Origin of the sequence: Vibrio sp. 1CM7H (genome assembly GCF_023161645.1) — a bacterium.
Taxonomy (GTDB): Bacteria; Pseudomonadota; Gammaproteobacteria; order Enterobacterales; family Vibrionaceae; genus Vibrio; species Vibrio diabolicus.
The window spans coordinates 1,794,334-1,819,748 of record NZ_JALNTV010000001.1 but is presented as its reverse complement, the minus strand read 5'-3'; the positions used below and the strand labels follow the sequence as shown (position 1 = coordinate 1,819,748).

Genomic DNA, 25,415 nt, shown 5'->3' with positions numbered 1-25,415 from the left:
TCCAGAGACTTATAAGAGAACGAGGCTCAAAATGTACACCAATGCCATTGCCGTGACACCTTGAACGAGCGTAGCCATGGTTTGCGCGCGGTACGCTAAGCCCACCGACATGCGACTAAACTGCGAAACTACCCAGAAGAAACTGTCGTTTGCATGAGAAACCGTCATCGCACCTGCACCGATCGCCATCACCGTTAATACGCGGCCCATTTCTGAATCGAGCCCCAATTGCGTAAGCATAGGCGCAACCAAAGCCGATGTAGTCACCAATGCAACCGTTGATGACCCTTGCGCCGACTTTAGCGCAGCCGCAACGATAAATGGCATGAAAATACCCACGCCCAGCGCCGATAGCGTCGTACCTAAGTATTCACCTAGCGGCGTGGCTTTTAATACCGCGCCAAATGCACCACCCGCACCGGTAATCAAAAGAATAGGCGCAGCAGCCGTAATACCTTGGCTGATTCGCTCGCCAAATTCTTCAATCTTGTTGTCTGACTTGAGTAGGCGAACAGAAAGGAACAGGCCAATCACCAATGCCGTTAGTGGCTGTCCTAAGAAAGTCAGAACATCAAACACAAAACCTTCGCCCAACGGTAAGCTTGGGAATTTCGCGATAGAGCCAAAACAGATCAATAAGATAGGAACAAAAATAGGAGCGAATGCTTGGCTCGCCGTTGGCAATTTGCCGTAAGACGCTTTGAGTGCTTGCCAGTCTTGCTGAATTTCTTCTACGGCTTCAATGCCATCTGGTTCAACATGTTGGAATCGGTTCGCCCACAGCATACCCGCTAACGCCGCAACCGCTGCAACAAACACACCCACACCAATCACTAAACCAAGGTTAGATTCCAGGCCTAAGTTACCCGCAGCGGCAATCGGGCCAGGAGTTGGCGGCACAAACGTGTGCGTCGCGTATAGGCCAGTAGCCAACGCTACACTCATCGCAACGCTTGAGGTTTTTAAACGCTTCGCGAGTGATTCTTTGAGCGAGTTCAGAATGACAAAGCCTGAATCACAAAATACCGGAACAGAAACGATGTAACCGATGATGCTCATAGTCAATGTTGGGAAACGCTCACCCAACACTTTAATAACCGTATCGGCCATGGTGATCGCCGCACCACTTTTCTCCAAAATAACACCGATGATGGTACCTAAAACGATAACCAAGCCAATGTAACCAAGGATGCCGCCAAAGCCAGAAGCAATGGTTTTGGCAATGCTATCTGCCGGTAAGCCGTAAGCAAATGCCGCAAGGAACGCCGCGATGATCAGCGCTAAAAAGGGATGTAATTTGAATTTGGTGGTCGTGAGCACAATAAATGCGATCACCCCGAGCAGGATTAATATAAGGTTCATGATAACTCCATTTATTCTTATTTTGCTGAGCGAGTCCGTGTTGGCTCACTCAACATGTAGGGACGCATGAATTATTAATCGTTTGCTTTCGAATTCCTTTAGGCGGAGTGACAAATGATGTGGTCAAAAAATGACGAGTATTGTGCAAATGCACAATGTCACGCCATTTTTGAGAGCCGAGTCGCAATATAAAGCTCCGCTAACCCCACAAAATTGGTGGTTGGTAGCCCCGTTATCTCGGTGATTTTTTCTAACCGATAACGCAGAGTGTTCCGGTGAATAAACAGCATTTTAGAGCATTCCGTCACATTGCCATTGCATTCAAACAACGCATCTAGGGTTTTCAATAATTGCCCGGATTTGTCTTTCTCTTTCAACCGTTTCACGCCATCAATAATTTGTTCACCTTGCCAAATATCCGCCAACGGCGCTAACAGCACAGGCAAACGAAGTTCGTCGAACAGGTACTTACGTTTCTCTGGGTAGAACTGCTTGCCAATGGCTAATACCTGCTTCGCGCTTTGGTATGACAACGCGACATCTTTAGGCTCATTAAACAACTGCCCAAGCGCAATGTGAAACGTATGCGAATCGTGATCGCTTAAACGCGACATCAACTTATCAATGCGTTCACTTTCGATTTGGCTATCCCACTGCTTGGCGGAATGACACGGTTTCAACACCACAATTTCATTCACCGAGACAATCGCAACCAGGTTGTTACGCTCCGGATATTCAAGCAGCTCAACAATATTGCGCACGCTCTTCATGCTTTTTGAAGCGGACGGCGTCGAGACTTCAATCACCGTTGCCACTCGTGGTTGAGTCACATCGATAGAAAGACGCATCGCCCAATCTTTCAGCTCTTCATCGGTCAATTTGCCATTGATCCAAGCCAGAATAAACTCTTCGCGATGACGTCTGTCCCACTGAAATTTTTCCACCAGCGCGGCTTGCTCGATTGTCAGTTCAGCGGTCATTTTGACCAGCTTGGCGAAATCTCGGATTTTCTCCGGCTCGCCTGTCACACCAACAATACCGACCACGTCTCCATGCAATTTCAACAGCATATTGATTCCGGGTTTGACACCCTGCAACGTCAAACATTGCTGCTCATTCAGCTCTAGCGAATCGCCGTGATTCAACGCCAATACCGCGCCATCATGCACTTGCCCAACGCGGTTGGGATCGCCACTGCCAATGATGACGCCTGCTGAGTTCATCACATTTACGTTGTGACCAATGATGGACATGGTTCGATCGACAATTTGCTGTGCTAGGGAGTGGTCGAGAATAACCATTTCGATTTTCCAGATTGACAATTTAATCGTTCAATAAATCACAAATAGCCAACTGTCGCGATGATGCAGTTAAAAATAACTGAAGCAGCTCAAAGCATTACTCAATTAACCACACGATAAAAATGGATTAAACCCTCATTTTGAGCTGAGAGTTATATACTTAGAACAAAGGTCACCGATGCATTCGTCACTGTGCATCGATACCGCTCGTCTACCTACAGAGGAGGAAACAACATGGAATTACGTAATAAATCGGGTGAAGTCGCAAAAATTGCAGATAACCTCACATTAAAGGAAATCACAGAAATGGGCTACACCGTAGATTTATGCGATGAAGCATTTGACCCCGGTGAGCATTGGAAAGCGGAAGGTAAAACGCAAGGTATGGGCGAGTACCCAGAGGAGTAAGCGTCCTGACGGGCCAGCGCACAAAGCGCTCCATAAACAGAAAAACCGAGCGACTTAACGCTCGGTTTTTTACTTTTGAACTTCTTGAATAAACAAGCCCATCTCTTCAAGATAATTGCCGTTTGAGCATCCCCAATCGGTGACTTCAATCAGCTCGGTAACTAACTGTCCAGATTCATCATTTTGTACTCGCTGCACAAACGCTTCAAAGCGTTCTAACTGCGCCTGAGTCTTAATGCCATGCACAGCATATTCTACAAGCAAGCCGTTGTATGTCTGCCAGCGCTGTTCACCTGAAACATCACTGCTTAAAATTACAGAGCACTTTTGTTGAATGTTCTCGACCGCATCATTTCTTGGCGGCGTGACTGAAGAGCATCCAACCAAAATCGTACCTAGCGCCAATAGCGTAACTTTTGTCTTATTTATCATATCGTTTCCATATGTACTGCCGCGATATAGAAATATTATTACACATGACAAAGATCATCGAGAGCGCCTCGCAGATTAATTACCTGATGAACTGTAAAATCCGTGCCAGTCTTAACACTGCGCACTCCGAACTCGTAACAACTCTTGCTAACTCATTAAAATGTAAACAAATAGTAAAATCACGTTTACGCAGTACACTACCAGCAAATTAATTTGTCCCTCCTTTATTATCAACAAGCGTGCAATAATTAGGGGTCTACTCCCAACCATTTGAAGGATCAAAATGACCGCAACGGATTATCTCAACGACCTCAATCAACGTTACCTCGCAATTCACCGCACCAAAGAAGATTTCTTTTGGGAAACTTACATGGGGATCAGCGATGACCATGATGGCTCGACGCAAGCACAAACCGCATGGACAAGCTTTTTGAGCAACGCCGAGCAAATTACTGCCATCAAACAACAGCTTGAAGCCACGGACTCAATTACCGACCCACAAGAGAAACAGCAAACCATTACGGGTCTTTCTGGTTGGCTGGCGATGTTTGAATCTCACGCAATCGAGGGCGAAAAGGCACAAGCGTTGAAAAATCAGCTCATTGCCTTTGAAGCTGAGCTGTTCGAGAAAAAACAGAACCACGTACAAACGTTTACCGATGAAAACGGCGAGCAAGTGGAAGGTTCACTGCCAGTATTGAGCTCAACCATTCGCACCAACAATCATGAAGAAGTTCGCCAATCGGCTCATCAAGCGTTGCTGAACCTTGAACAATGGCTACTGCAAAACGGCTTTATAGAACTGATCAAACTGCGCAACCAGTTCGCTCGCTCACTTGGTTATGCGACCTTCTTTGATTACTCCGTGCAAAAAACGGAAAAGATGAGCTCTGAGCAGCTGTTTGAGATTTTGGAAGATTTCGAACAACGCACGCGAGATGCGCACCTAAACAGCTTAGAAAACTTGGCGAAAGAGAAAGGCGCAAGCGCACTAACGGGCTTCAACTTTGTTTACTCGTTCGCGGGTGACGTCATGCGTGACCTTGACCCGTACGTGCCGTTCTCTAAATCTCTGAGACGCTGGGTAGAATCGTTTGGTCGTCTGAATATTGATTACTCTGGCGCGACGCTAACGCTGGATTTGTTAGACCGCAAAGGTAAGTACCCGAACGGGTTCTGCCACGGCCCGATCCCTTCTTTCTACAATCAAGGCGAATGGGTCGCAGCACAGGTGAACTTCACCAGCAATGCCAAACCAGACCAAGTGGGCAGCGGCTACGATGGCATAAACACGCTGTTCCACGAAGGTGGCCACGCAGCACACTTTGCGAATGTAAAAATGAACGCGCCTTGTTTTTCTCAGGAGTTTGCGCCGACGTCGATGGCTTATGCAGAAACTCAGTCGATGTTCTGTGACAGCCTGTTAACCGATGCCGATTGGCTAAAACAGTACGCACTGGATGATGAAGGGAATTCGGTTCCTGATGAGACAATTCAAGCGATGATCAACAGTCGTCAGCCATTCAAAGCTTATGAAGAACGTAGCATCTTGGTTGTGCCTTACTTTGAGCGCGCGTTATATCAACTGAGCGATGATGAGTTAACGCCAGAGCGTATCACTAAGCTGGCTCGCGATTGTGAAAAACAGATCCTTGGTTTGGAATGCAGCCCTCGCCCACTGATGGCGATTCCGCATTTGCTATCCGACGAAGCGGCTTGTGCATACCAAGGTTATCTACTCGCGCACATGGCGGTGTATCAGACCCGTGCATACTTCCTTGAGCAGTTTGGCTATCTGACGGATAACCCAGAAATTGGCCCACTGCTGGCAAAACACTACTGGCACGCGGGCAATCATTTGTCACACAACGAAACCATTTTCAGCCTAACTGGCGAGGGGTTCAATGCTAAGTACTTGGCAGATGTATGTAATCTATCGCCAGAGCAAGCTTGGGGAGTACAACAGAAGAAAATCGACTCACTTGCAACACGAGAACGAGCACCAGTTGCTTCACTGAACGCGACGATTAAAGTCGTCGACGGCAGTAAAGAACTGGCAAGCAACGTCATCTCTGACGAACAAATGTGTGACGATTTTGAACGTTACATCGTAGAGACTTACGGTCGATAACACACCAAGAGCCAGAAGCCACGCTTCTGGCTTTTTGCTATTAAGGCACAATAAAAGGAAGCGCCATGCATCAACAAATCATCAAGTTCTGGTTCGAGGAGCTAACGCCTCAAAACTGGTTTGAAAACAACCCAGAACTGGACAAACATATTGCGTCACGATTTGCCTCGGTACTAGAACAAGCCGCTCGTTGTGAACTGTTTAATTGGCGTGACAGCGCACAAGGACGATTGGCCGAAATCATCGTCCTCGACCAGTTTTCACGTAATGTGTATCGCAACACCCCAAAAGCGTTTGCGCAAGACTCGCTCGCATTAGCATTGGCTCAAGAAGCAATTCGGTTAGGGCACAATCAAGAATTAGCGCCTGATCACCTAAGCTTTTTGTACATGCCGTTTATGCACAGCGAATCGCGCCTCATTCATGTCGAAGCTGAGAAATTGTTTCGCGCATCAGGGCTTGAAAATAACTACGATTTTGAGCTAAAACACAAAGCCATCATCGACCAATTTGGACGTTACCCACATCGCAACGCCATCTTGGGTAGAGAAAGCACACCTGAAGAGTTGGCATTTTTGCAGCAACCCGGTTCCAGTTTTTAACCATCAATAACAACGAGAACGTTGAATGAAATTAGACGCCATATTGTGGGATTACGATGGGACACTCGTAAACTCTGTACCGAAAAACATCGACATCACCAAAGCGATCTTATCCATCGTTGCCCCGCATTTAACTGGCGATAATTTACCGAAATATCTCCATTCAGAAGCCAACTATCACTACGCAAACCACGCGGCGAAAAACTGGCAAGAGCTCTACGTGGATTACTACGGCATGTCCCATGATGAAATGCTGCAAGCTGGCGGTTTATGGGCAGAGCATCAAGAGAAAAACCAAACACCAGTAACCCTGTTTGAAGGCATTGATGGCGTCATTAAAGAGTTTGTGCAGCTGCCTCACGGCATTTGTTCTCAAAACTCACAAAGCAATATTCGTCGAGTGCTGTCCGACAACGGCATCAGCGCGCCGTTTAAATCCATCGTCGGGTATGATGACGTCTCGAATGGGCACCAAAAGCCCGATGCGTACAGTGGCATCAAATGCGTTGAGTCGATTTTTGGTCACGCAGAAAATCGACAGCTGATGTACATCGGTGACCATGAAGCCGACACGCAATTCGCACGCAACATCGAACAGCAGTTGGGTGGCCAAAGTAAGGTGATTGCCGTTGCAGCAGCGTACAGTGGCGCGATGCCAGAGCATTGGAGCGTGCAACCAGATTACGTGGCAAGAACGGTTGACGAGCTGTTTTCGATTATTGCTCAACACACGTAATTTTTGACTGCGGTTTAAGGCCAACACCTTGAATATCAGCGCTCACCTTGCCCTTTCAGACATTGAAACAATTTTAGCCACTACACTGGAGGCCCCATGGTTACATGGCCATGTTTATTGAAACTCGATGGCGACGATGAACTTATCTATTTGCGTTCTCATGCCGATCTTGATTCCGAATGCGAAGCGCTCATTTTGGGGCCAGATGATTACGTAATTGACTCAAATGGCAACACGTTCGGGTTGCAATACAACGATTCGAACACCACCGTTTTACAACCGGAAGAACGCACTCTGTCCGTCGAGGAAGTTACGTCGCTCATCCAGTCGCATGAGTTTAGTCTCGCACAAAGGTGCATCATCAAAATTCACTTCACCTCGGTACAGCAAGCAGTTGAGGCATTAGCCAATTAGCTCGAACTCTGCTCCATTGATTACATAAAATTATTATTTTTATAATTTATGATAATTTCATGTGATTAAAACCGCACCATATACTCTCCCACATCGAAACAAAACAACGTTTAAGCACACATGTTGGGAGCAAACAAATGAAAATGAATCATGTCGGTATTATGGTCGGAGATATGGATAAAGCGGTTGAGTTTTACACGCAAGCGCTTGGTCTAAAAGTCGTTATGGGTAACACGAAAGTGATTGAAGAACGCGAAACCGCAATTGGCAGAATGTGTATTGCGGTCTTTGGTAAGGGCTTTAAAGGCTTCAACATTGCGCATCTAGTGACAAGCGATGGCATCGGACTTGAGTTATTTGAAATGAAAGAGCGTCAAGGGCGCCATGAAGTGGATTTTTCTCGCATCGGTATCTTCCATTTCTGTTTGCAGACGGACGACTTTGAAGGTGCAATCAAGCGCACTGAAGCGTTTGGTGGCAAAGTTCGTATGGACATCATGCGTTACCACCCAGAAGACGATAACAAGCCTGCGAAAATGGTTTATCTAGAAGACCCATTCGGCAACCTGTTCGAGCTTTACTCGCACACTTATGAAGAAACTTACGCTTCTGAATACGAGTAATTACATCATGCAACACAACCGGGATCAGTGCGTTACTGAACCCGGTTGTTCAAACCGTTTCACCAACCATTGTTACGACTCAATGCCTAACGACTTCATCAACGATTCAACGGTATTGTTAACCCACAATATCAACGGATCATTACGGCGCTTTACGCTGTAAACGTAACCGAAGTTACCCTCTAATTTCGGCAGCGCGTCATCAAATTCGATAAAAGAAAAACGCTTATCTAACTGATTGATCAAGTGACGCGAACAAGGAAACAGCACATCGCTATCCGCAACCAAATTCAAAATGGTGTTGATGTGCGTGGTACGCAGTTGAATTCTTGGGACAACTGAAAAAGGCTGTAATAAGCGCGAGATGTGATCTTCTTTTTCATTCCAATGTTGGATGATGTGAACCGCGTACGCGTACTCTGAAATGTCATCCAAATACATGCGTTTGCCACCATGCGGATGCGTCGCGCGACAGGCCAGAGCAAAGTCGTCCCGCCCGCCTTTTTTCTGAACCAGATGCTTCGGCAATTCCATAGGGAAATAGTTGATGCCAAAAGCGATTTCACCCGCATCGATTTTGTCTGGCGTGGTTTCCGTCCAGTCTTCGATCACCAAGTTCATAAACGGCGCTTCTTTGGCTAGCAGCTGAGTAAACGCGGCAGAAAACCATTGCGCAATGGACGAGTTGATCGCAACACGCAGAACACAGCTTTCGGTCGCAGGATCAAAACTATGAGAAACATTCACTAGCTTGTCGATGTCGTTGATGATCCCAGAAAGCTGCGCTTTGATCTCTTCGGCTTTCGGCGTGAGCTCCATATTGGTGCCCTTACGCACTAAAATGTCGTCGTTAAACAAATCCCGAATTTTACGCAAGCTTCGACTCACAGCTGGCTGGCTGGTGCACAAACGCTCCGCAGCCGTTGTGGTGTTGCGTGTTTCAAGAATCACCGCAAGCACCTTGAGCAAATTGTAATCAAAGTTCATCAACGTTATCTCTTTAGCTTTTCTCAAAGCATATCACTTTTGATATAGACTAAACACTCACAATTCATTTCTGTAATAAACGGGTTAACGACTAAGCTTAGCTGGAAACATATCCTCACAAACAAATGGATGAAACCAGCCATGAAACAAAAATTACTCGTTACTCTATTGGGATTATCAGCGCTAGGAGCCAGCTCTGTATTTGCGGCTAACACCAATGTTGATCTTGCAGAAGATGCTTATATCTACGGCTACTCTATTGATGAAGCGTACAAGTTTTTCTATCACACGGCGGTAGAAAACAACTATCCACTGAACCGCTTTCAGAATATTCGTGCTCTAGCTGATGACTCTTACATCGCTCACCCAACCATTAATAACGATACGCTTCACCTTATGGGCTGGTTAGATGTTGCTGCAGAACCTGTCATTGTGAGCGTGCCTGATATGGATGAAGGCCGTTACTGGATCTTGCACACAATGGACATGGGCCACTACACCAACGCAGCGTTCAGTTCTCGTACTCGCGGCACAAAAGGCGGCCAGTTCATGTTTGCAGCACAAGATTGGCAAGGTGAAGTGCCAGCGTCTGTCGACGAAGTGGTTCGCGTAGACAGCAATCTTGTGAAGCTGATGGGTCGCATCATGGCAGTGAATGACGAAGACGCAAAAGTCGCGCTTAACTACATGGACCAATGGAACATTCGTACCCTATCGGAATATTTAGGTAAGAACGGGCCAAAACCAGTACAAAGAACGTACCCAGATCCAAAAAATTCAACATGGCTTGAACGCGTGAACTTCGTGCTATGTGATGGCTCGATGGGCAATGCAGACAAACAGTGGTTGGACAAATACCAATCTATCGGCGTTGAACCATGCAAAACTGACTTCACACCTGAGCAGCTAAAACTGGCAAAAGTTGGTGAGAAGAAAGGCATGGAACACCTCGTCGAACTTGCACCTAAAATGACAGATGCTCGTACGTTGCTTGGTACACGCGATACCTTGGGTGATGCGCCACGCGATATTTTTGCAGAAGGTACTTACCTTGGTCAGTGGGGTTTACCACCTATCGAAGCGTCTTACCGTAAATCAGATTTCGACAGCACTGGTCAAAAACTGGATGGTTCGAAGCATGATTACGTGATGCGCTTTAAAGCGCCGAACGTCAGCGAATTCTGGTCTGTTACTATTTACGGCAACGACAACCGTTTGATGGCGAAAAACGACCTAAACCGTCACAGCCGTGGCGACCGAACCATGAAAGCGGACAAAGACGGTTACTACACCATTTACATGAGTGCGAACGAGAAAGGCCGAGCAGACGATCCAAACTTCTTGCCAGTACCTGAAAAACCGTTCTACGCCATCATGCGTTTTTACGGCGCAGACGATGCAATCCAAAGTGGTGAGTATCAAATGCCTGAAATCAAAGTAGTCAAATAATTCGTTTTAACGAACCACTACTCTGTCGCCTCCTTAGCTCGTAAGTGCGTTAAGGAGGCTTATTTCAAGGTGGGTGCCTAGGGCGAACATCTAGCCCAAAAATCAAAGAGACGCCCACTGAATCTAGTGATTATTTTTATTTAGGTATCGTATGGATTTTAATCTAATCCAAACCTTTTTAATTGTTGCTGAATATCAATCTTACTCTCGCGCCGCAGAGCACCTAGGGCTAACTCAGCCAGCGATTAGCGCATCCATGAAGCATTTGGAAAAAGAAACCAACAAATCGTTATTTGTGAAGGATGGGCGACAAATCAAACTCACTTCTGTAGCGCATCAGTTGCTACCTAAATTTCATCAGGCGTTTGCGATGATCAATGATGCCATTTCCGATCAAAGCACTTTCCGCCTGAGCTGTAACGAAGCGCTGCTCCACCGCATCACACCAACCAACACGATCAGCATTTGCGCCGATACGGATTTACCTTCGTTATTGAACGATCTACGACTTAAACAGATCGATTTGATTATTAGCCCAACGACCATTCATGACCCATCATTTATCAGTGAGTCAATTTTTGAAGAGCCAATGGTGGTGATTTGTCGTCAAGATCACCCACGTATCGCAGGAAAAATCGAACAAGAACAGTTTTATTCTGAAAAGCACTGTCGGTTTGTCGGAGACGAAGACTTCCCAGTTAGCAACACCGAAATTCACCAGCCAGGGCTGCAAGAGCGTGATGTGGAAATGATGACAACATCGCTCTCTGGCATGATGCTTTATGTGGCGAAACACGATTGCTTAGGCGTGCTTCCCCTGTCTTTGGCGCAGAAATGGCAATCGGCTTTGAATCTGCAAGTCATTCAAACTCCAATGTTTTCCGAGCCAGTCAGCTATAAGCTGATTTTCCATAAACGAGATGAATCCAGCACTTCCCATCAATGTTTGCGAGCTTGGGCGCGTGACCAATTTGCTACAGGCCTAAACGCCTGACTCGGTCGCACATCAAGGCGTTTCGCCAAAAACTCTTTCTCTCTTCTTAAACGCACTCTTTATGACTAAATGCGCATATGTTAAAAATGGCTTAACGATCAATATGGACGTTCAGGTCGTATACTTTTCCATAACCGCACAAAAGGAGTGAAGCATGCCCACCAACAACCCAATCGCAATCCAAGCCCTTGATCATGTCGTGTTAAGAACGTGCAACCTCGACGCCATGTTGCATTTCTATCGAGATATTTTGGGCTGCCCTGTCGAGCGCGAAGTAATGGAGCTTGGTTTAACCCAGCTCAGGGCTGGTAACGCATTGATTGATGTGGTGACGGTGGACAGCGAGTTAGGGCAACTTGGCGGAAAGCCACCAGCTCAAAATGGTCGTAATATTGACCATTTTTGCCTGCAACTAGCGCCTTTTTCCGAAAATGAAATACTGGAATATCTGCGTTCGAACGGCATTGAAACCGAAGAGTTTGCGAAGCGGTATGGCGCACAAGGGTTCGGTAGATCACTCTATATACATGATCCGGAAGGAAATATCGTCGAGTTAAAACCTCAAGTGATTGATGAGTAAGCTACACTTAACTGTGTTACTGACCATTTGTTTCTCATCATTGTAGAAGGCTCAAAAAAATGAACGCGATCTCGTTAGTCCAAGGCGACATTACCACCGCACATGTCGATGCCATCGTGAATGCAGCAAACCCGAGAATGCTCGGCGGAGGTGGCGTCGATGGTGCCATTCATCGCGCAGCAGGGCCTGCGCTTATCAATGCGTGTTATGCCGTTGATGATGTCGACGGTATTCGATGCCCGTTTGGTGACGCACGCATTACTGAGGCTGGCAATTTAAACGCGCGTTACGTCATTCATGCCGTTGGCCCGATTTACGATAAATTCGCCGATCCAAAAGCGGTGTTGGAATCTGCATATCAACGTTCGCTGGATCTCGCGCTCGACAAGCATTGCCAAAGTGTGGCACTGCCTGCGATTTCTTGCGGAGTGTATGGTTACCCGCCCCAAGAAGCAGCAGAAGTCGCGATGGCCGTTTGCCAAAGACCGGAATACGCGGCACTCGACATGCGCTTTTACTTGTTTAGTGAAGAGATGCTTTCGATTTGGCAACGCGCCCTGACCCAGCACTAAAATCTGTGTGACAAGAGACATAAAAAAACCGGACTGCCAATACAGTCCGGTTTGTCTTATTTATCACTGAATTATCGTTCGTTAAGCGCTACGAATGCTAGGGGGTCATCCAAAGCGCCTAATGTGTGCGATCTAGTTTTTGAAGAATCCGTTGTACATCATGTACAAATGCGCCGCAGACCAAGAAAAGTTCGACGCACCTTGTACCGCGCCCGTCTCTGGGTTGTAGTTTTCACGAATTGGCATGTCACCCGTCATACCTTCTGCGTTGTTAAACAACTCATTCGCCATTGCAATCGCTTCTTCTTTGTAGCCGTAGTTTTCCATTGCACGGAAGCCAAAGTACACTTGATCTAGCCACACGCGACCACGCCAGTACACATCTTTACCGTAAGCAGGGTTGGTTTGCGATGCGGTCGGCAAAGGCACACCCGTTCCTTGGAATTTATCTGGCGTGTTGAACTCGTCTTGATCACGCATCACCGCGATCACTTTATCGGCATGCTCTTGCGTTGCTGCACCATTAAACAGCGGCGACCAACCTTCAGGGCCACGTCCACGCTCTACAATCGGCAAACCCGCACAGCCATTTGCAAGAGGCGCAGGAGTAGTGCCATCTTCAGCCACATTTAAGTGAATGTCGTAGAAGAATCCTGTGCTTTCATCAAACATACATTGGTTAATGTACGTCTTGATTTTTTCTGCGCCGTTAAGGAATTCTTGCGCACGATCTTTACCTTCTACGCCATCGGACACCAACTTCGCCATTTCCGCTAAGTATTTGTTGTCTGAGTACATGTAAGAGGCTTGATCCACCGATTCTTGCAGCATAGAGAAGCCAAGCAGCTCGCCGTCCGCAGCGTTATTGTTGGTGCGGTTTTCTGCAAAACGAACTTCCCAATCTTTCTTCGCTAGATCGAGTTTCGCTAAGTTTTCCGCTGACGTATTGCTGTACACCCACTCTTCGCCTTCCAGCTTGATGCTGTTATCAAAGCCGTACGCACTTGCCGCGTAGCGACCAAGTTGATCCACATTTTTGTCTGGATTGCTGATGTCTTCAGCTTGCGAATTCATGTTGTGGATATTGTAGATAAAACCAAAACGAGCCGCGTTATCCATGCCCGATTCCCAGCCTGCCGCTTCTTGTGCGCCGACGTGAATCGTCATGTAATCCACTTCATCAAGAATCTTATTGTAAGACGCCATGCCTTTTACTTTATAAGAATTACCGTTTTGCTCGATGATGTCTTCTGCCGGAATAATGGTCGTGAAGTTAGGATCACGCGTTTCTACCCAAACGTACATCACGCCTTCTTCCGTGTTGTGTGCTGGGTCTACTGCCGCGCCGTATTCAGGCACACCATTTTGGTTGTGGTCGCGGTTGGATAGCCACCAATCGTGGTATGCCACCAACTTCGGATACATTTCATCAATGAATTTTTGCGCGTCTTCTGGGCGATCAAACTGGTTCACGAGAGCGTAATACACCTCCATCACAGACCATGCCGCCAACGATGGTTTCGTATTGCGTTCGTTCCAGTTTTCAGAGCCAGCACCACCACGACTAACAGGTTTGGTGTACGTCAATACATCCAGCAAGTAGCCTTTGTCTTGCGGACGAATCTTGTCATCAGCTTGAACTTGCTCTTGGAATACCGTGCGAATGTTGTCCATCGCAACATCTGGGTTGAAATGCGCCATCGCGTACGCTTGTTTCCACGAATCCCACGGCCATGTTAAGTTACCAGAGAACCAACGCGCAGTGACCGATGGCGTGACTGTCGCTTGTTCAATGTCGCCCGCCGCAGAGCGCCAGTTACCGTTTAGGGTCTCCATCGCTTTTACCGCTACGCGAGCTTGGTCTGCTGTCGCTTCTTTGTTGATAAGACCATTCGCTAAATAGCCGTCCCAACGCGCTTTCGACGCTTCCATGTATTGAGTTGGATTCGCCAATACATCTTGCAATTTCAACGATTCTGACTGCACTTCTTTCGCATTGTGCAGGTTAGAATACGCCGTATAAACCGCCGATGTTTGCTCAGCTGGTAGGCTCATCTCCGCGGTAGAACTGAATGAGGTTTCGTTGGTGAACGTCTTAGTCGGTAGAGAACGAGTAATGCGGAACTCGGCATCGCGGTCGTTACGGATCGCCCAGTTGTCTTTCATCTCGCTAAAGTTAATTTTAATGCCGTTCTCGATGGTCGAAATCTGGCGCTTGTAATCTGGGTAGTACTGCGCCACAGTTTGGTCTTTGCGCGTCGACAGCGCGTATTTCACCAACTCGCCGTCCCACTCCAACGCCAAGTTCATATCACGATCAGTTTTGTTAGTGATGAGCGTTTCCACCAGCGAAGAACGGTCAGTCACGAAGCGCAACACCATTTGCACGTGAATATCGTCCAAGTCCAACACCTGCACTAATGCACCAGGAATGGAATAGACTTTCGCTTCTGCGTTCGATAAATCGTAAGTTTGGCCACTCACTTTGTCGGTCAACGTGAGCTTGTCAAACGTTTGGCCAGACATAAAATGCGCGTACTCTTGCGTCACTTGCATAATACCGCCGAAAGCGCCATAACCCGCCGCATCTTCAGGTAGCAAATGGCCATGCCACGCGCCGTTGTCCGTGAGTGCGTTGTACTTCAGGTTCGAATAACTGTCGTAATCACGCAGGTAAGTTGGATTACCAGTACGATCAATCACGTTAGTAAAATCTGAAGTTGGCGCCTGTGGTAAACGGATTTCAGTTTTATCATTGGAACCACATCCAACAAGCGAAATAGTAGCCCCGATCAGAATGGCAAGTGTGCTCTTTTTAAACATACTTTTTCCCTATTATTTACGTTATTTTTATATCCTCATTTATATAAATGAGTTTTTTAGTGTGCAGAAGCCCGGCTCGCACTAAATAAGCCGAGCTTCCAATAATTATTCTTTTATTTTTCTTTAGCGATAGTGATGGATTTTAATAAATCGCCATTAATATTCGGAATTGTGTCAGCCAAAAATATCTGATTACCAGGCGTAAAAGTGAGTAAAACGTTTTTTAGTCGTTGACTGTTCTCACTGGTTTTATTTTGAACATCAAACTCAATTAATTTGTTGTACACTTCATTTGCCAGTTTTTCTTCTTGTTCTTCGGTAATCGCAATACGTCCAACACAAATTGGGGGCCGAATATCGTGGCTAAACACTTCTTCACGAAAGCGCTGTGCAAATAGCGTGTCTAAATTTGAACCTTCTTCAAAAATAAAGCGGCCTGTATCTTTAAATTGATAGTGTTTATCCCCTTTCAGTTCAATGTAATCCATCATTTCTAGCGCGCGTAAATAGAGCGCAACGGAAGTATCACTCAGCTGGTATCTCCGTGCGATCTCTTCTAAAGACCACTCAGGTCGACGCAAAAGATAAAGAAAATCAAATAAGTGAGGATATTGATGGAAAATCTCACTGTTGGTGTCAGTGATAAACTGTTCACTCTCTTGCTGCAGCTGCTTACCTCGCATGGATAACTCAACCAAATCCGTATCAAGGTGCGTGGCGTACAACAAGATTTTATCTAAACCAAGAGACGTATTGTGAAGCTGCCTTTTTATGGTAGAAAGCGGGATTCCAAGTCCAATAGAAAGCTCGGAATATCCAATGCCTTTTTCTTTTATTTTTTCTCGTAAAGCAGCAAGTAAATACGTTGCAGAATTATTCATCGAACAATGCCTGTATTTTATTTATTCAGCATCCATGATGATAAATTCAAGAGAGTCCTACTCTTGTGATTTTGGTCTCAATATTCTATCTTGTTGGCGTAAAACATGTCTTATCCATTAGATTTTTTACTTTTCTTTAACTGGATACATTTTACCCACCCAGAACAAGTTATAGCCATTGCTCTATGGGCTTATCAAGATAATAGTCAGTATAATTGTTTTGAAGAGTAAAATTAAGATGGCAAAGATTTTTACTAAAACTTTTCTGATAAGAGCGCAAATTTTCAGATGAAAAGTATCAAAAAATGACACCAATCGATTTATAAAAGCGTGAGATCACAATTGGAAAGTGAATCTATGGAAATTTTTAATTTCAATGACCAGTAAAAACCTTGTTATATTCTGAAAATAACAAGGTTAATTTCCAAAATAATTATTGAATTAAGATCATATTATTAAGTCAAAATTCTAGCTGGCTCACATATTTCTTTTTCTCGCCACCATTGTTTATTTATATGTTCTTGATGAACGTAAAAACTCTCCCCCGGCATTGGCGTCAGCAGCGTTATATGTTCTTTTTGACAATGGGCAAGCAAATCTAAAATCGGTTCGTCCCAGCGGTGAGTAAACAGTTCGTATGTAGCCCAATGTACTGGCAACAGTTTTTTCGCATTTAAATCGTGAAACGCTTGCACGGTATGATGAGCCTGCATGTGCCCCCAGTTTTCGACCGGATAACCTTGGCCTTTCACATCGGCAGCCACTTCCAAACAGGCAATGTCGATTGGTCCACATCGCTGTGCGATCTCGGAAAAGTGCGAATCGTAAGCTGAATCGCCACTAAAATAGAGCGTCTCTTCTTTGCCTTTGATGACCCAAGAAGCCCACAGGGTCGCGTTTTTATCGAAATAAGTACGACCCGAATTATGGTTAGCAGGCGTACAAATCAGTTCGATTCCAGCATAGTGCACGCTATCCCACCAATCGAATTCCACGATGTTGTCTGCGCAAACGCCCCACTTTATCAGATGCTTGCCAACCCCTAAGGGTACATAAAACGTCACGGGTTTATCGGCGTAGAAACGTATGGTCGATGCTTCTAAATGGTCGTAATGATCGTGCGAAATCACGATAATTTCAGGAATCGGCAAACAATCTCTGGCATGGGTATTGGGAATATTGCGTTCAAACCACGCTTTTGCGATGAACGGAGAAGCGTAATCAAAGACCGGATCGGTCAGAATTCGAATGCCATCGACCTCCACCAGCATAGTGGAATGGCCCAGCCAAGTAAGGCGCATCGATTCACTTCGCTGCGCAAACTGCGTGGGTTGAATTGGGGAATGTGGCAGATGTTCGTTAGGACTCAACGGCGTTCTACCACCAAGATAACTCCAACACACCTGCCAGAATGATTGCGGACTAGGCACATTTGGCATCTCGTTTTTAACGCGGCCGTTTTCAAATTGAGGCGAGTGGTGAACACGGTGCGCCAACTGCGCATGGTAGGTTTGAGGCGGAATCAGTGAACTTGGCTTTTGTGTCTTTTGTTCACTCGTTAGGTATGTGCGCTTAAGTATCGTCTCAGACATATCGTAGTTTTGTCTCACTTGCGAACGCTCAACAGTAGGTTTATTAAAACGTGCGTGTATGTCTATTTCGTGACCAAAATGAGGTGTAAGATGAAGATTCAGTTTCAATCAAACGTCTTCTATTTAAGGATACGGTTCTCAAACCTTCTGAATACTGCGTCGGTTTGAAAGGAGAAAACTATGGTGACTTGCAGCCAATACGATTTTATTGAAATCGCCTGTATGTTTAAGCTCCCTATCGAGATCACACTAAAAAATGGTGAAACTCATCAGGGCAACGCGTTCGACACAGGCTACGACATGCAGCGACAAGAGTGCTTGTTTTTAGATATGGATGGTGAGCACACCGCCTTCCCGACTGAACAATTAGTCGCAATGCGCGCGCTCAAAGCCAATCCGCATTTTGACGAAGTGACGTTTGAGTAAACGTCCTTCTTTCACTGACACCGTCCAATAAAAAACGCCTCTCAAGCTGACACAACTTGAGAGGCTTTCTCTTACACGGTTCACCTGAACTTGTTGTTATTCACGCGACCGGATGAAAACCAGCATCGGCATCATGATCACGAACATCACTCCCACAAGCTGGAAGGTGTGCACAAACGCGACCATTTGCGATTGCTGCTGCAACATCTGTTGGTATTGGTCTAACGCAACCGGGTCGGTAATGGAAAGCCCCTGATTGGCCGCCCAGTCATGCAAGTTAGGATTATAAGGATTAATACCCTCTCCCAGCGCATGCCATTGCTGCTGACTATCACGATATTGGAACGTGGTAGCGATAGAGATACCAAACGAACTACCAATTGTACGGAACAGATTGTAAATACTCGCCGCTGCGACAGATTGCTCTTTCGGAATCGTTAAATACGCCAAGGTGGACAGCGTCGAGAAGGTTAAACCAAGCCCCATGCCCTGAATCATACTCGGCATCACAATCCAAAATGTATCGATCTGCAGTGAGTATTGCGTCATCAAATAACTACCAATCCCGATGCAGCTCAAGCCAAAGACTATTTTGATTCTGGGATCGAATTGCGGATTGAGTTTAATCACCAAAATTAACATCGCCGCTGACGCCAATCCACGCGGTGCCATTAATAAGCCAGTGGTTGAGACCGGATAATCCAGCAAGCTTTCCAACAGCATCGGTTGTTGAGTCGTCAGGCCAAACATCGCCATCGACACCACGGCAATCATCAACGACGAGACCATTAGATTTCGGTCTTTAAGCAGCCATAATGGCGCTATTGGGCTTTTGGTTTTCCAGCTGCGATAAATCCACATCACCGACCCCATGACAGCGAGTAATATCGCGGTCTGGATCATGCGTGAGTTGAGCCAGTCTTCTTCGTTCCCTTTATCCAACACAAACTGCAACGCGCCCACACCTAACGCCATGTAACCGATGATCCACCAGTCAAAGTTAGGTTTGGATTTGTTGTCGATGTGGATATAACGATAAATCAAAGAGGTACAGATCAAACCGAATGGCAAGTTGATGTAAAAAATCCAACGCCAGTTGATGTTGTCGGTGATCACGCCACCCACAACTGGGCCCAAAATAGGACCAAGCAAAATGCCGATGGAGAAAATTGCCATCGCTTTGCCTTTTTGTTCATACGGATAAATCTGCACTAACGTCGACTGCGCCAATGGAATCACCGACGCGCCGAAAGCGCCTTGGATAATGCGAAATAGCACCATCTCTTCAAGAGACTGTGCTTGCCCACAAAGCGCACTGGCAATCACAAAACCGATCACAGCAACCAGCATGACTTTGCGTTCACCAAAGCGCGACACCCAGAAACTGGTCATCGGAATGAAGATCGCTTCCGCCATGCTGTAACCCGTCAGCACCCAAGTAATTTGGTCTGCCGTTGCGCCCAACGCGCCCATCATGTGCGATAGCGACACGTTCGCAACGGTCATATCGATTAACACCATGATGGCAGAAAGCATCACGGCGACGGTGGCAATTCCCCGTTTGTCTGCCGTAATTTGATGGTTCATTGCATGCTACTTTGCAAATCAATGGTGACTTCTGAGCTCGCACCCACGCGAAGTTGCGGCGCATCGGCTGGTACTTCTAATGCCAAACGTACAGGGAAACGCTGTTTGATTTTGACCCAGTTACCCGTTGCGTTTTCTGGTGGCATCAAGGAGAACGATGTACCACTCGCAGGCGATAGTTGTTCTACCGTTGCTTTCCACACCACGTCTGGGTACATATCAATCACCACATCCGCATGCATGCCAGGTTTAATATGAGTAAGATCGGTTTCTTTAAAGTTCGCGCGTACCCAATAGCTGTCTTTTAAAATCACAGGGAACAGCGTTTGACCCACGCTAACGACCGAGCCTACGTGCGTATTGATTTCACCGGCAATGCCATCCACTGGTGACGTAATGTCGGTGTAACTCAAGTTCAGCTCCGCTTGCGCTAACTGAGCGGCCGCTTGTTGAACGACCGCAGCCTCTGCGCCTTCTTCACCACGGTTCGCAATGGCTTTTTCTACCGTCGCGCGCGCTTGCTCTAGGCTCGCTTGGGCATTGGCGAGTTTGTTTTTCGCCGTATCTAAATCTTGGTCCGACGCCAGTTTGCGTTTCACCAAGGAATCCGTACGTTTGTACTCCACTTGCGCTTCTGTCAGGTTAGAGCGCGCCGCATCTAAGCCCGCAACGGCTTCAGTTACCTGCTTATCGGCAACGTCATGTTGCTGGACCGCCAATTGGTATGCCGCTTTTGCCTGCTTCACTGCCAACAGATATGGGCGCGAATCAATCTTCAGCAGTAGATCACCTTTGTTAACAGATTGGAAGTCTTTGACATCCACAGAAACCACTTGGCCTTTTACTTGAGGGGCTACCGATAAAATTTTTGCCCTAACGTAGGCATCTTCCGTGCTTGGATGACTATCTGAATACTGCCAAGACCAATACATCGCACCAAATGCGATAACACATAGAGTAAAGAAAAGAGTTTTTACCAGCTTAGATCTGGAGGAAGAATGCTTTGCGATGTCGTCGCTCATTTATATTGTCCACTTGTTCAATTATGTGATCAGTGTAGGACTTTTCGATCTTCGGACAATAAAATGATTTGCAAGGTAAAGATCCAATTTTACGTGTTGCTAAGTTGAGTAAATGATGTGCAATCAAAACGAGGATAAAAAAGAGGGGCAGTCCCCGTAACCGCCCCCAAAGTCATGCCAATAATAGTAATGTGCGTGTAACTACTGGTTTTTCTTAGAACTTGTAACCGCCGCTGATCATAAATACCCAAGGGTTAATTTTGACGTCGGTTTTTTGCTTCGCTCCACCTGCTTTGTAAGTTGCTTCTGTTTCAATGTTTGCGTACCACGCAGCAGCGTTGAGGAACCATTGATCGTTGATCATGTAGTCCACACCAATATTCGCTGCTAGACCGAATGAGTCATCCAACTTAAGATCTGAAAGGCCAGCGCCTTTACCCGTGCTATTGAACCCCTCATCAAAGAACATGGTGTAGTTGAGACCTGCACCAACATATGGACGGAACTTACTTTGTGGCTCGCCAAAGTAGTACTGAACCATAAGCGTTGGTGGAAGGTGTTTGGTGTCCGCGATATCACCAAGACCTAACAAATCTGTTGAGATATCGTGGCTGAATGGTGTTGCTGCTAGAAGCTCTAGGCTGATGTTATCTGTGAACATGTAGCCAAACGTCAAACCAAGCTGCGTATTTGAATCCACTTTCAATTCTTCTTGAGAACCAAGAATCTTATCGCTGCTGTCATTAGGAACGACAGACGCCGCACCAACACGAAGAACGAAGTCACCTTGTTTATGAGCGAAAACACTTGGTGACACGAGTGCAGCAACCACTGCTAGACTGCAGATTGTTTTTTTCATTTTTTATTTCCTTTTATAGGGCTTCGTTATGTCGTACCCAAAGGTGTGCCTGCTGACTGGCCTTAGATTTCAAGTAAACTCATCGCCTTGAAGCACACGGGCATCTATATTTTTTTGAGCTGCGCGCAATCTAGCACATAGAAACCCTACTATTTTGATGGAAATCAATTTGTGAAAAATATAGGTTTTTTGTATAGAGAAACGCCATACCGATCAACAAATTATGCAAATCGGATACAATTCTGTAATGCAAACTGTGCGTGTGAGAAGCCATGCCTACTCAAAAACACGAATCCTCTCGCTAGGGCTCGTAGCCAGCAAAAACTTTTTTCTTCCTCTACGTCTTCTATTTTCAAAAAACAACCCACTTAAAACGCTCGTTTGACCCCTTAAAATTGCGATTTGAGGGGTTTGTAAAACACTGAAATACAAGAAGTTATTTTTCTGGAAAATCAGTCACTTGGAGTGCTAGTCTGCTCGCAGCTAAGGAGAAGACATGTTAAAAACCGATCTCATTTTTGAACGAGAAAACTTTTCTCACCACGATTTTCAGAATGCCACCTTTAAAAACTGCCACTTTTATATGTGCAGTTTCGACCATGCCGATCTGCGCGATGCTAAGTTCATCGACTGTCGCTTTATCGAATCCAAAGCGCTAGAAGGGTGTAGTTTTCGCTTCGCGAACTTAAAAGATGCCAGCTTCACGAACTGTATGTTGGCGATGAGCCTGTTTAACGGCGCAAATTGTATGGGCTTGGAGCTGCGTAAGTGCGATCTCAAAGGGGCAAACTTCCAAGGTGCGAACTTTGCTAATCGCGTCAGTAACACCATGTTTTTCTGTTCTGCTTTTATTACTGGCTGCAACCTCACCTACTGTAACTTCGAGCGAGTGTTACTAGAAAAATGTGACCTCTTTGAAAACCGTTGGAACGGAGCGAACCTCGCGGGGGCAACTCTTAAAGGCTCGGATTTATCTCGCTGCGAATTCTCGCCAGAACAATGGGGAACCTTTAACGTTGAGCAGTGTGATCTGACTCATGTCGAACTGGACGGGCTGGATGTTCGCCGCGTTTCTCTGTTTGGTGTTAAAATTTGTGATTGGCAACAAGAGCAATTGCTTGCGCCTTTTGGACTGATCATTATCTAAGGAAAGGCCATGAACCTGTTTAAAGACTTACCGAATAACCTCGACGAGGAAGTGTTCGAAGACCTGCTGACCCACAAAAATCTGCGTATAGAACGCATTGTCTCAACAGGGCAAACCTCGCCCAAAAGTGGCTGGTACGATCAAGAAGAACATGAATGGGTATTGGTTCTTAAAGGAGCTGGAGAGCTGACTTTTGAATCAGGTGTAGTGAAACGACTTGAGGCAGGCGATCACGTGACAATTCCGGCTCATACCAAACACAAAGTGAGCTGGACTGACCCAACGCAAGAAACCATTTGGTTGGCAGTGTTTTATCAATAAACACAAAACGATCTTAAATCGAAAAATAGGCGCTGAATTTGCTCGATACTACCAAGCCGTCACTGGCACTGTTTGATTTTGATGGCACCATCACCCGAGAGGATATGTTTAGCCTTTTCCTCCACTATTCTGCTTATGGCCTGCGCAAACGAGTAGGAAAGGTCGCTATCATGCCATTTTATGCGCTGTACAAACTCGGAGTGTTACCCGCTCGTGTTATGCGTCCGCTCAGCAGTTTTATTGCATTTTCAGGGAAAAAAACGCAGCAAATTGAAGCGATTGGCGCTCAGTTTTCCCATGAAGTGATCCCGCTGTACTTACGGCCAGAAGCGATGGAAAGATTGGCGTGGCATCAACACAGAGGCGATACCATTGTGGTGGTGTCGGCATCACTCAATGCGTATCTCACGCCTTGGTGTGAAGCGAACGGTTACCACTTGCTGTGCAGTGAACTGATCTCAGAGCAGCCAAAACTGAGTGGCTTTTACCAACAAGGTGATTGCAGTTTAGAAAGAAAAGTCTCGCGCGTTAAGGCGGCGTTTTCGCTCGACGAGTTTGAATCTATTTATGCCTACGGTGATACACACGAAGACATTCCGATGCTCAAACTGGCAGACTACGCGATGCTCAACTGGAGCGAGTGGAGAGCAAGCGAATAACGATATATGCTCTGATTTTCAAGACAACCACTCCGCCAAAGTGGTCGCTTTAGACTGAAAAAACAAACCCTTCTCACATGAGAAGGGTTTTATTATTCAGGGCCCGAATAACTGGCTTAACGCCATACCCCCCATTGACCCGTTGTGCCTGGTTCCTCACCAGACGTCCACCACTGAGCGGTCCATTCTTTACCGTTGTGCGTCACCACATCACCTTGGTCGTAAACGGCCGTCTTGTCCCATAAGTTGGTTGGTTCAACTGGTGGCGGTACATCCGCTTTGATCAGTGACAACGCATAACTGAAGTCTGCGCTTGGCGCTAATACTTGGTTCGCATTCACGTTCTTACTATCGAACATGTAGTGGTTCATCTCTTGATGCCAAATGCCCACATACCAATCGCCCGTTTGCTGCGCGTTAAATTGATCCGCAATTTCTGCCGCCCAAGTCGTCGTATTGTTTGCGCTGATTGGCAGTGAAATATCAACAATTTCATTGCCTGTCGCATTAAACGTACGGAAACGGATGGTGTCACCCGCTTCTACTGGTCCAAAACCTTGCTGAACAAAGTAGCCCAGAGATGTCAGATTGTTGCCCGGTTCGGTTGGATCAACAGGGTCAGTCGGTGGCGTCGTGCCCGTTCCGTTTAACGTAATGTCACTACAGTTGTAGAAACCTTCACCAGCGACATCAATGCGCTGCCAACGAGTATAAAGCACCGCATCGCCGGAACGATCAGCTGGGAAAGTCACCTGAATACGGTAGCGTTTTTCCGCATCAACATACACGTCACCTGCGGTGTCAATCAGCTCTAAATCCCCCCAAGTAAGCGGTTTTGAATCATCATAGGTCGGCTTGGTGAGATAGAATTCCCAGTATGATGGGTTGTGCGGCGCCTTGCCGTAAAACACCAATTCAATCTGGTTATTTGCATCTGGCGTAACATTGGTGCGCTGCCAGTTTGGAGAAGGAATGTTCAAACCTTTCTTAGCGGCATCGCCGGCAGAACACAGTTCGCCGTCACGGACTACGGCTTTAACATGCTCCATATCTCGGTAATTTGGTACGTTTGCTGCAATTTCACTGCGTTGCACAAACGGGTAAGCACCAGATTCTTCAAAAGCCGCTTTACACGCTTGGTTGGGGATCTCATTGGTCCAAAAACCACCGTCTAAATAACACGTATTCTGACGAGCACTTGGAAATTCTACCCAGCCGTGGGCGTTGACGTTAAATGAGCTCAATGCGGCAACAGCGCTTAAGCTCAAAAGAGGAAGTGTTACATGTGATTTCATCGTTCATCCTTAAATTTGCTGACTCGCCGCTCATGAACACAAGCGGTTTAAGCAAAACTAGCAGGATGAGATTATTTCGAAGGTGAGAATAAAGGTGGAAATTGTAAGAGTGCCATCTGCTTTCCAGCATTTGTTGTGTACTTATCTCATACTCGACTGACTCTTTCGAGTCACTTCAAATTCATGTGCCACAAAACCATGCCAATCTTGAC

General features: G+C 46.3%; 25 protein-coding genes. 14 read left to right on the top strand and 11 right to left on the bottom strand.

All coding sequences use genetic code 11. The features are described from left to right. Window positions 1-9: 9 nt before the first annotated feature. Together MSG33_RS07985 and MSG33_RS07980 are read right to left on the bottom strand one after the other, a co-directional pair. Window positions 10-1,362 carry a GntP family permease gene (locus MSG33_RS07985; RefSeq protein ID WP_005391886.1) on the bottom strand — a complete coding sequence of 451 codons (1,353 nt, stop codon included), beginning with the start codon at window positions 1,360-1,362 and terminating at the stop codon, window positions 10-12. A gap of 158 nt (window positions 1,363-1,520) precedes the next feature. Then, window positions 1,521-2,663, bottom strand: a complete 1,143-nt coding sequence (locus tag MSG33_RS07980; RefSeq protein ID WP_248380505.1) for a sugar diacid recognition domain-containing protein — start codon at window positions 2,661-2,663, stop codon at window positions 1,521-1,523. 234 nt (window positions 2,664-2,897) lie between these two features. Here MSG33_RS07980 and MSG33_RS07975 point away from each other — a divergent pair, with 234 nt between their 5' ends. Further along, a complete protein-coding gene (locus MSG33_RS07975; RefSeq protein ID WP_005391896.1) occupies window positions 2,898-3,071 on the top strand; it encodes a hypothetical protein in 174 nt (57 codons plus the stop codon). 69 nt (window positions 3,072-3,140) lie between these two features. Here the strand turns inward: MSG33_RS07975 and MSG33_RS07970 are convergent, their stop codons facing one another. Next, window positions 3,141-3,503 (bottom strand): hypothetical protein, encoded by a 363-nt coding sequence (locus tag MSG33_RS07970; RefSeq protein ID WP_047009761.1) that lies wholly within the window; start codon window positions 3,501-3,503, stop codon window positions 3,141-3,143. A gap of 283 nt (window positions 3,504-3,786) precedes the next feature. On the opposite strand from MSG33_RS07970, the gene MSG33_RS07965 reads away from it, so the two are divergent. The 5 genes from MSG33_RS07965 (at window position 3,787) to MSG33_RS07945 (ending at window position 8,009) form a co-directional block, all read left to right on the top strand. Further along, on the top strand, window positions 3,787-5,634 hold the full coding sequence (locus MSG33_RS07965) for a M3 family metallopeptidase (RefSeq protein WP_248380503.1): 1,848 nt from the start codon (window positions 3,787-3,789) through the stop codon (window positions 5,632-5,634). Window positions 5,635-5,699: 65 nt separating this feature from the next. Continuing rightward, window positions 5,700-6,236, top strand: a complete 537-nt coding sequence (locus tag MSG33_RS07960; RefSeq protein WP_182035877.1) for a DUF924 family protein — start codon at window positions 5,700-5,702, stop codon at window positions 6,234-6,236. A 25-nt stretch (window positions 6,237-6,261) separates the two neighbouring features. Further along, window positions 6,262-6,972, top strand: a complete 711-nt coding sequence (locus MSG33_RS07955) for an HAD hydrolase-like protein (RefSeq protein ID WP_023623092.1) — start codon at window positions 6,262-6,264, stop codon at window positions 6,970-6,972. A gap of 96 nt (window positions 6,973-7,068) precedes the next feature. Continuing rightward, entirely contained in the window at window positions 7,069-7,386 is a 318-nt protein-coding gene (locus tag MSG33_RS07950) for a DUF4144 domain-containing protein (protein ID WP_025506254.1), read from the top strand. A 137-nt stretch (window positions 7,387-7,523) separates the two neighbouring features. Then, the gene (locus tag MSG33_RS07945; RefSeq protein ID WP_248380501.1) at window positions 7,524-8,009 is read left to right on the top strand and encodes a VOC family protein; all 486 of its coding nucleotides are present in this window, start codon (window positions 7,524-7,526) and stop codon (window positions 8,007-8,009) included. 72 nt (window positions 8,010-8,081) lie between these two features. Here MSG33_RS07945 and MSG33_RS07940 read toward each other — a convergent pair whose 3' ends face one another. Next, a complete protein-coding gene (locus MSG33_RS07940; protein WP_171058451.1) occupies window positions 8,082-8,996 on the bottom strand; it encodes a LysR family transcriptional regulator in 915 nt (304 codons plus the stop codon). A gap of 141 nt (window positions 8,997-9,137) precedes the next feature. Here MSG33_RS07940 and MSG33_RS07935 point away from each other — a divergent pair, with 141 nt between their 5' ends. From MSG33_RS07935 to MSG33_RS07920, 4 genes are all read left to right on the top strand, one after another. Then, window positions 9,138-10,445, top strand: a complete 1,308-nt coding sequence (locus MSG33_RS07935; protein WP_248380499.1) for a DUF1254 domain-containing protein — start codon at window positions 9,138-9,140, stop codon at window positions 10,443-10,445. Window positions 10,446-10,596: 151 nt separating this feature from the next. Then, window positions 10,597-11,439, top strand: a complete 843-nt coding sequence (locus tag MSG33_RS07930; protein WP_248380497.1) for a LysR family transcriptional regulator — start codon at window positions 10,597-10,599, stop codon at window positions 11,437-11,439. Between the two features lie 154 nt (window positions 11,440-11,593). Further along, window positions 11,594-12,019: a VOC family protein gene (locus MSG33_RS07925; protein ID WP_248380496.1), complete on the top strand. Its 426-nt coding sequence runs from the start codon at window positions 11,594-11,596 to the stop codon at window positions 12,017-12,019. 59 nt (window positions 12,020-12,078) lie between these two features. Further along, window positions 12,079-12,591, top strand: coding sequence for an O-acetyl-ADP-ribose deacetylase (locus MSG33_RS07920; protein WP_046875590.1), 513 nt, complete (start codon window positions 12,079-12,081; stop codon window positions 12,589-12,591). Between the two features lie 132 nt (window positions 12,592-12,723). Here the strand turns inward: MSG33_RS07920 and ygjK are convergent, their stop codons facing one another. The 3 genes from ygjK to MSG33_RS07905 form a co-directional block, all read right to left on the bottom strand. Further along, window positions 12,724-15,414 carry an alpha-glucosidase gene (ygjK, locus tag MSG33_RS07915; RefSeq protein WP_248380494.1) on the bottom strand — a complete coding sequence of 897 codons (2,691 nt, stop codon included), beginning with the start codon at window positions 15,412-15,414 and terminating at the stop codon, window positions 12,724-12,726. A gap of 113 nt (window positions 15,415-15,527) precedes the next feature. Beyond that, on the bottom strand, window positions 15,528-16,295 hold the full coding sequence (locus MSG33_RS07910; RefSeq protein ID WP_005482920.1) for a hypothetical protein: 768 nt from the start codon (window positions 16,293-16,295) through the stop codon (window positions 15,528-15,530). 455 nt (window positions 16,296-16,750) lie between these two features. Continuing rightward, a complete protein-coding gene (locus MSG33_RS07905) occupies window positions 16,751-17,887 on the bottom strand; it encodes an MBL fold metallo-hydrolase (protein WP_025517929.1) in 1,137 nt (378 codons plus the stop codon). A gap of 180 nt (window positions 17,888-18,067) precedes the next feature. On the opposite strand from MSG33_RS07905, the gene MSG33_RS07900 reads away from it, so the two are divergent. Next, complete coding sequence (locus MSG33_RS07900) at window positions 18,068-18,313, top strand: Rho-binding antiterminator (RefSeq protein WP_005460845.1); 246 nt, start codon at window positions 18,068-18,070, stop codon at window positions 18,311-18,313. 96 nt (window positions 18,314-18,409) lie between these two features. Here the strand turns inward: MSG33_RS07900 and MSG33_RS07895 are convergent, their stop codons facing one another. The 3 genes from MSG33_RS07895 to ompW form a co-directional block, all read right to left on the bottom strand. Beyond that, a complete protein-coding gene (locus MSG33_RS07895) occupies window positions 18,410-19,900 on the bottom strand; it encodes an MDR family MFS transporter (protein WP_005497744.1) in 1,491 nt (496 codons plus the stop codon). Beyond that, window positions 19,897-20,922: an HlyD family secretion protein gene (locus MSG33_RS07890; protein ID WP_248380492.1), complete on the bottom strand. Its 1,026-nt coding sequence runs from the start codon at window positions 20,920-20,922 to the stop codon at window positions 19,897-19,899. The genes MSG33_RS07895 and MSG33_RS07890 overlap by 4 nt, the downstream gene beginning before the upstream one ends. A gap of 214 nt (window positions 20,923-21,136) precedes the next feature. Next, window positions 21,137-21,781, bottom strand: a complete 645-nt coding sequence (gene ompW, locus MSG33_RS07885) for an outer membrane protein OmpW (RefSeq protein ID WP_005391962.1) — start codon at window positions 21,779-21,781, stop codon at window positions 21,137-21,139. A gap of 496 nt (window positions 21,782-22,277) precedes the next feature. Between ompW and MSG33_RS07880 the strand changes: the two genes are divergently transcribed. From MSG33_RS07880 to MSG33_RS07870, 3 genes are read left to right on the top strand one after another with little or no spacing between them, the layout of a single operon-like run. Then, window positions 22,278-22,928: a Qnr family pentapeptide repeat protein gene (locus MSG33_RS07880; protein ID WP_005391967.1), complete on the top strand. Its 651-nt coding sequence runs from the start codon at window positions 22,278-22,280 to the stop codon at window positions 22,926-22,928. Window positions 22,929-22,937: 9 nt separating this feature from the next. After that, window positions 22,938-23,249 (top strand): cupin domain-containing protein, encoded by a 312-nt coding sequence (locus MSG33_RS07875; RefSeq protein WP_085344444.1) that lies wholly within the window; start codon window positions 22,938-22,940, stop codon window positions 23,247-23,249. A gap of 38 nt (window positions 23,250-23,287) precedes the next feature. Further along, window positions 23,288-23,908 carry an HAD-IB family hydrolase gene (locus MSG33_RS07870; RefSeq protein ID WP_248380490.1) on the top strand — a complete coding sequence of 207 codons (621 nt, stop codon included), beginning with the start codon at window positions 23,288-23,290 and terminating at the stop codon, window positions 23,906-23,908. 116 nt (window positions 23,909-24,024) lie between these two features. On the opposite strand, the gene MSG33_RS07865 is transcribed toward MSG33_RS07870, so the two are convergent. Beyond that, complete coding sequence (locus MSG33_RS07865) at window positions 24,025-25,203, bottom strand: lytic polysaccharide monooxygenase (protein WP_237308958.1); 1,179 nt, start codon at window positions 25,201-25,203, stop codon at window positions 24,025-24,027. Window positions 25,204-25,415 lie beyond the last annotated feature (212 nt).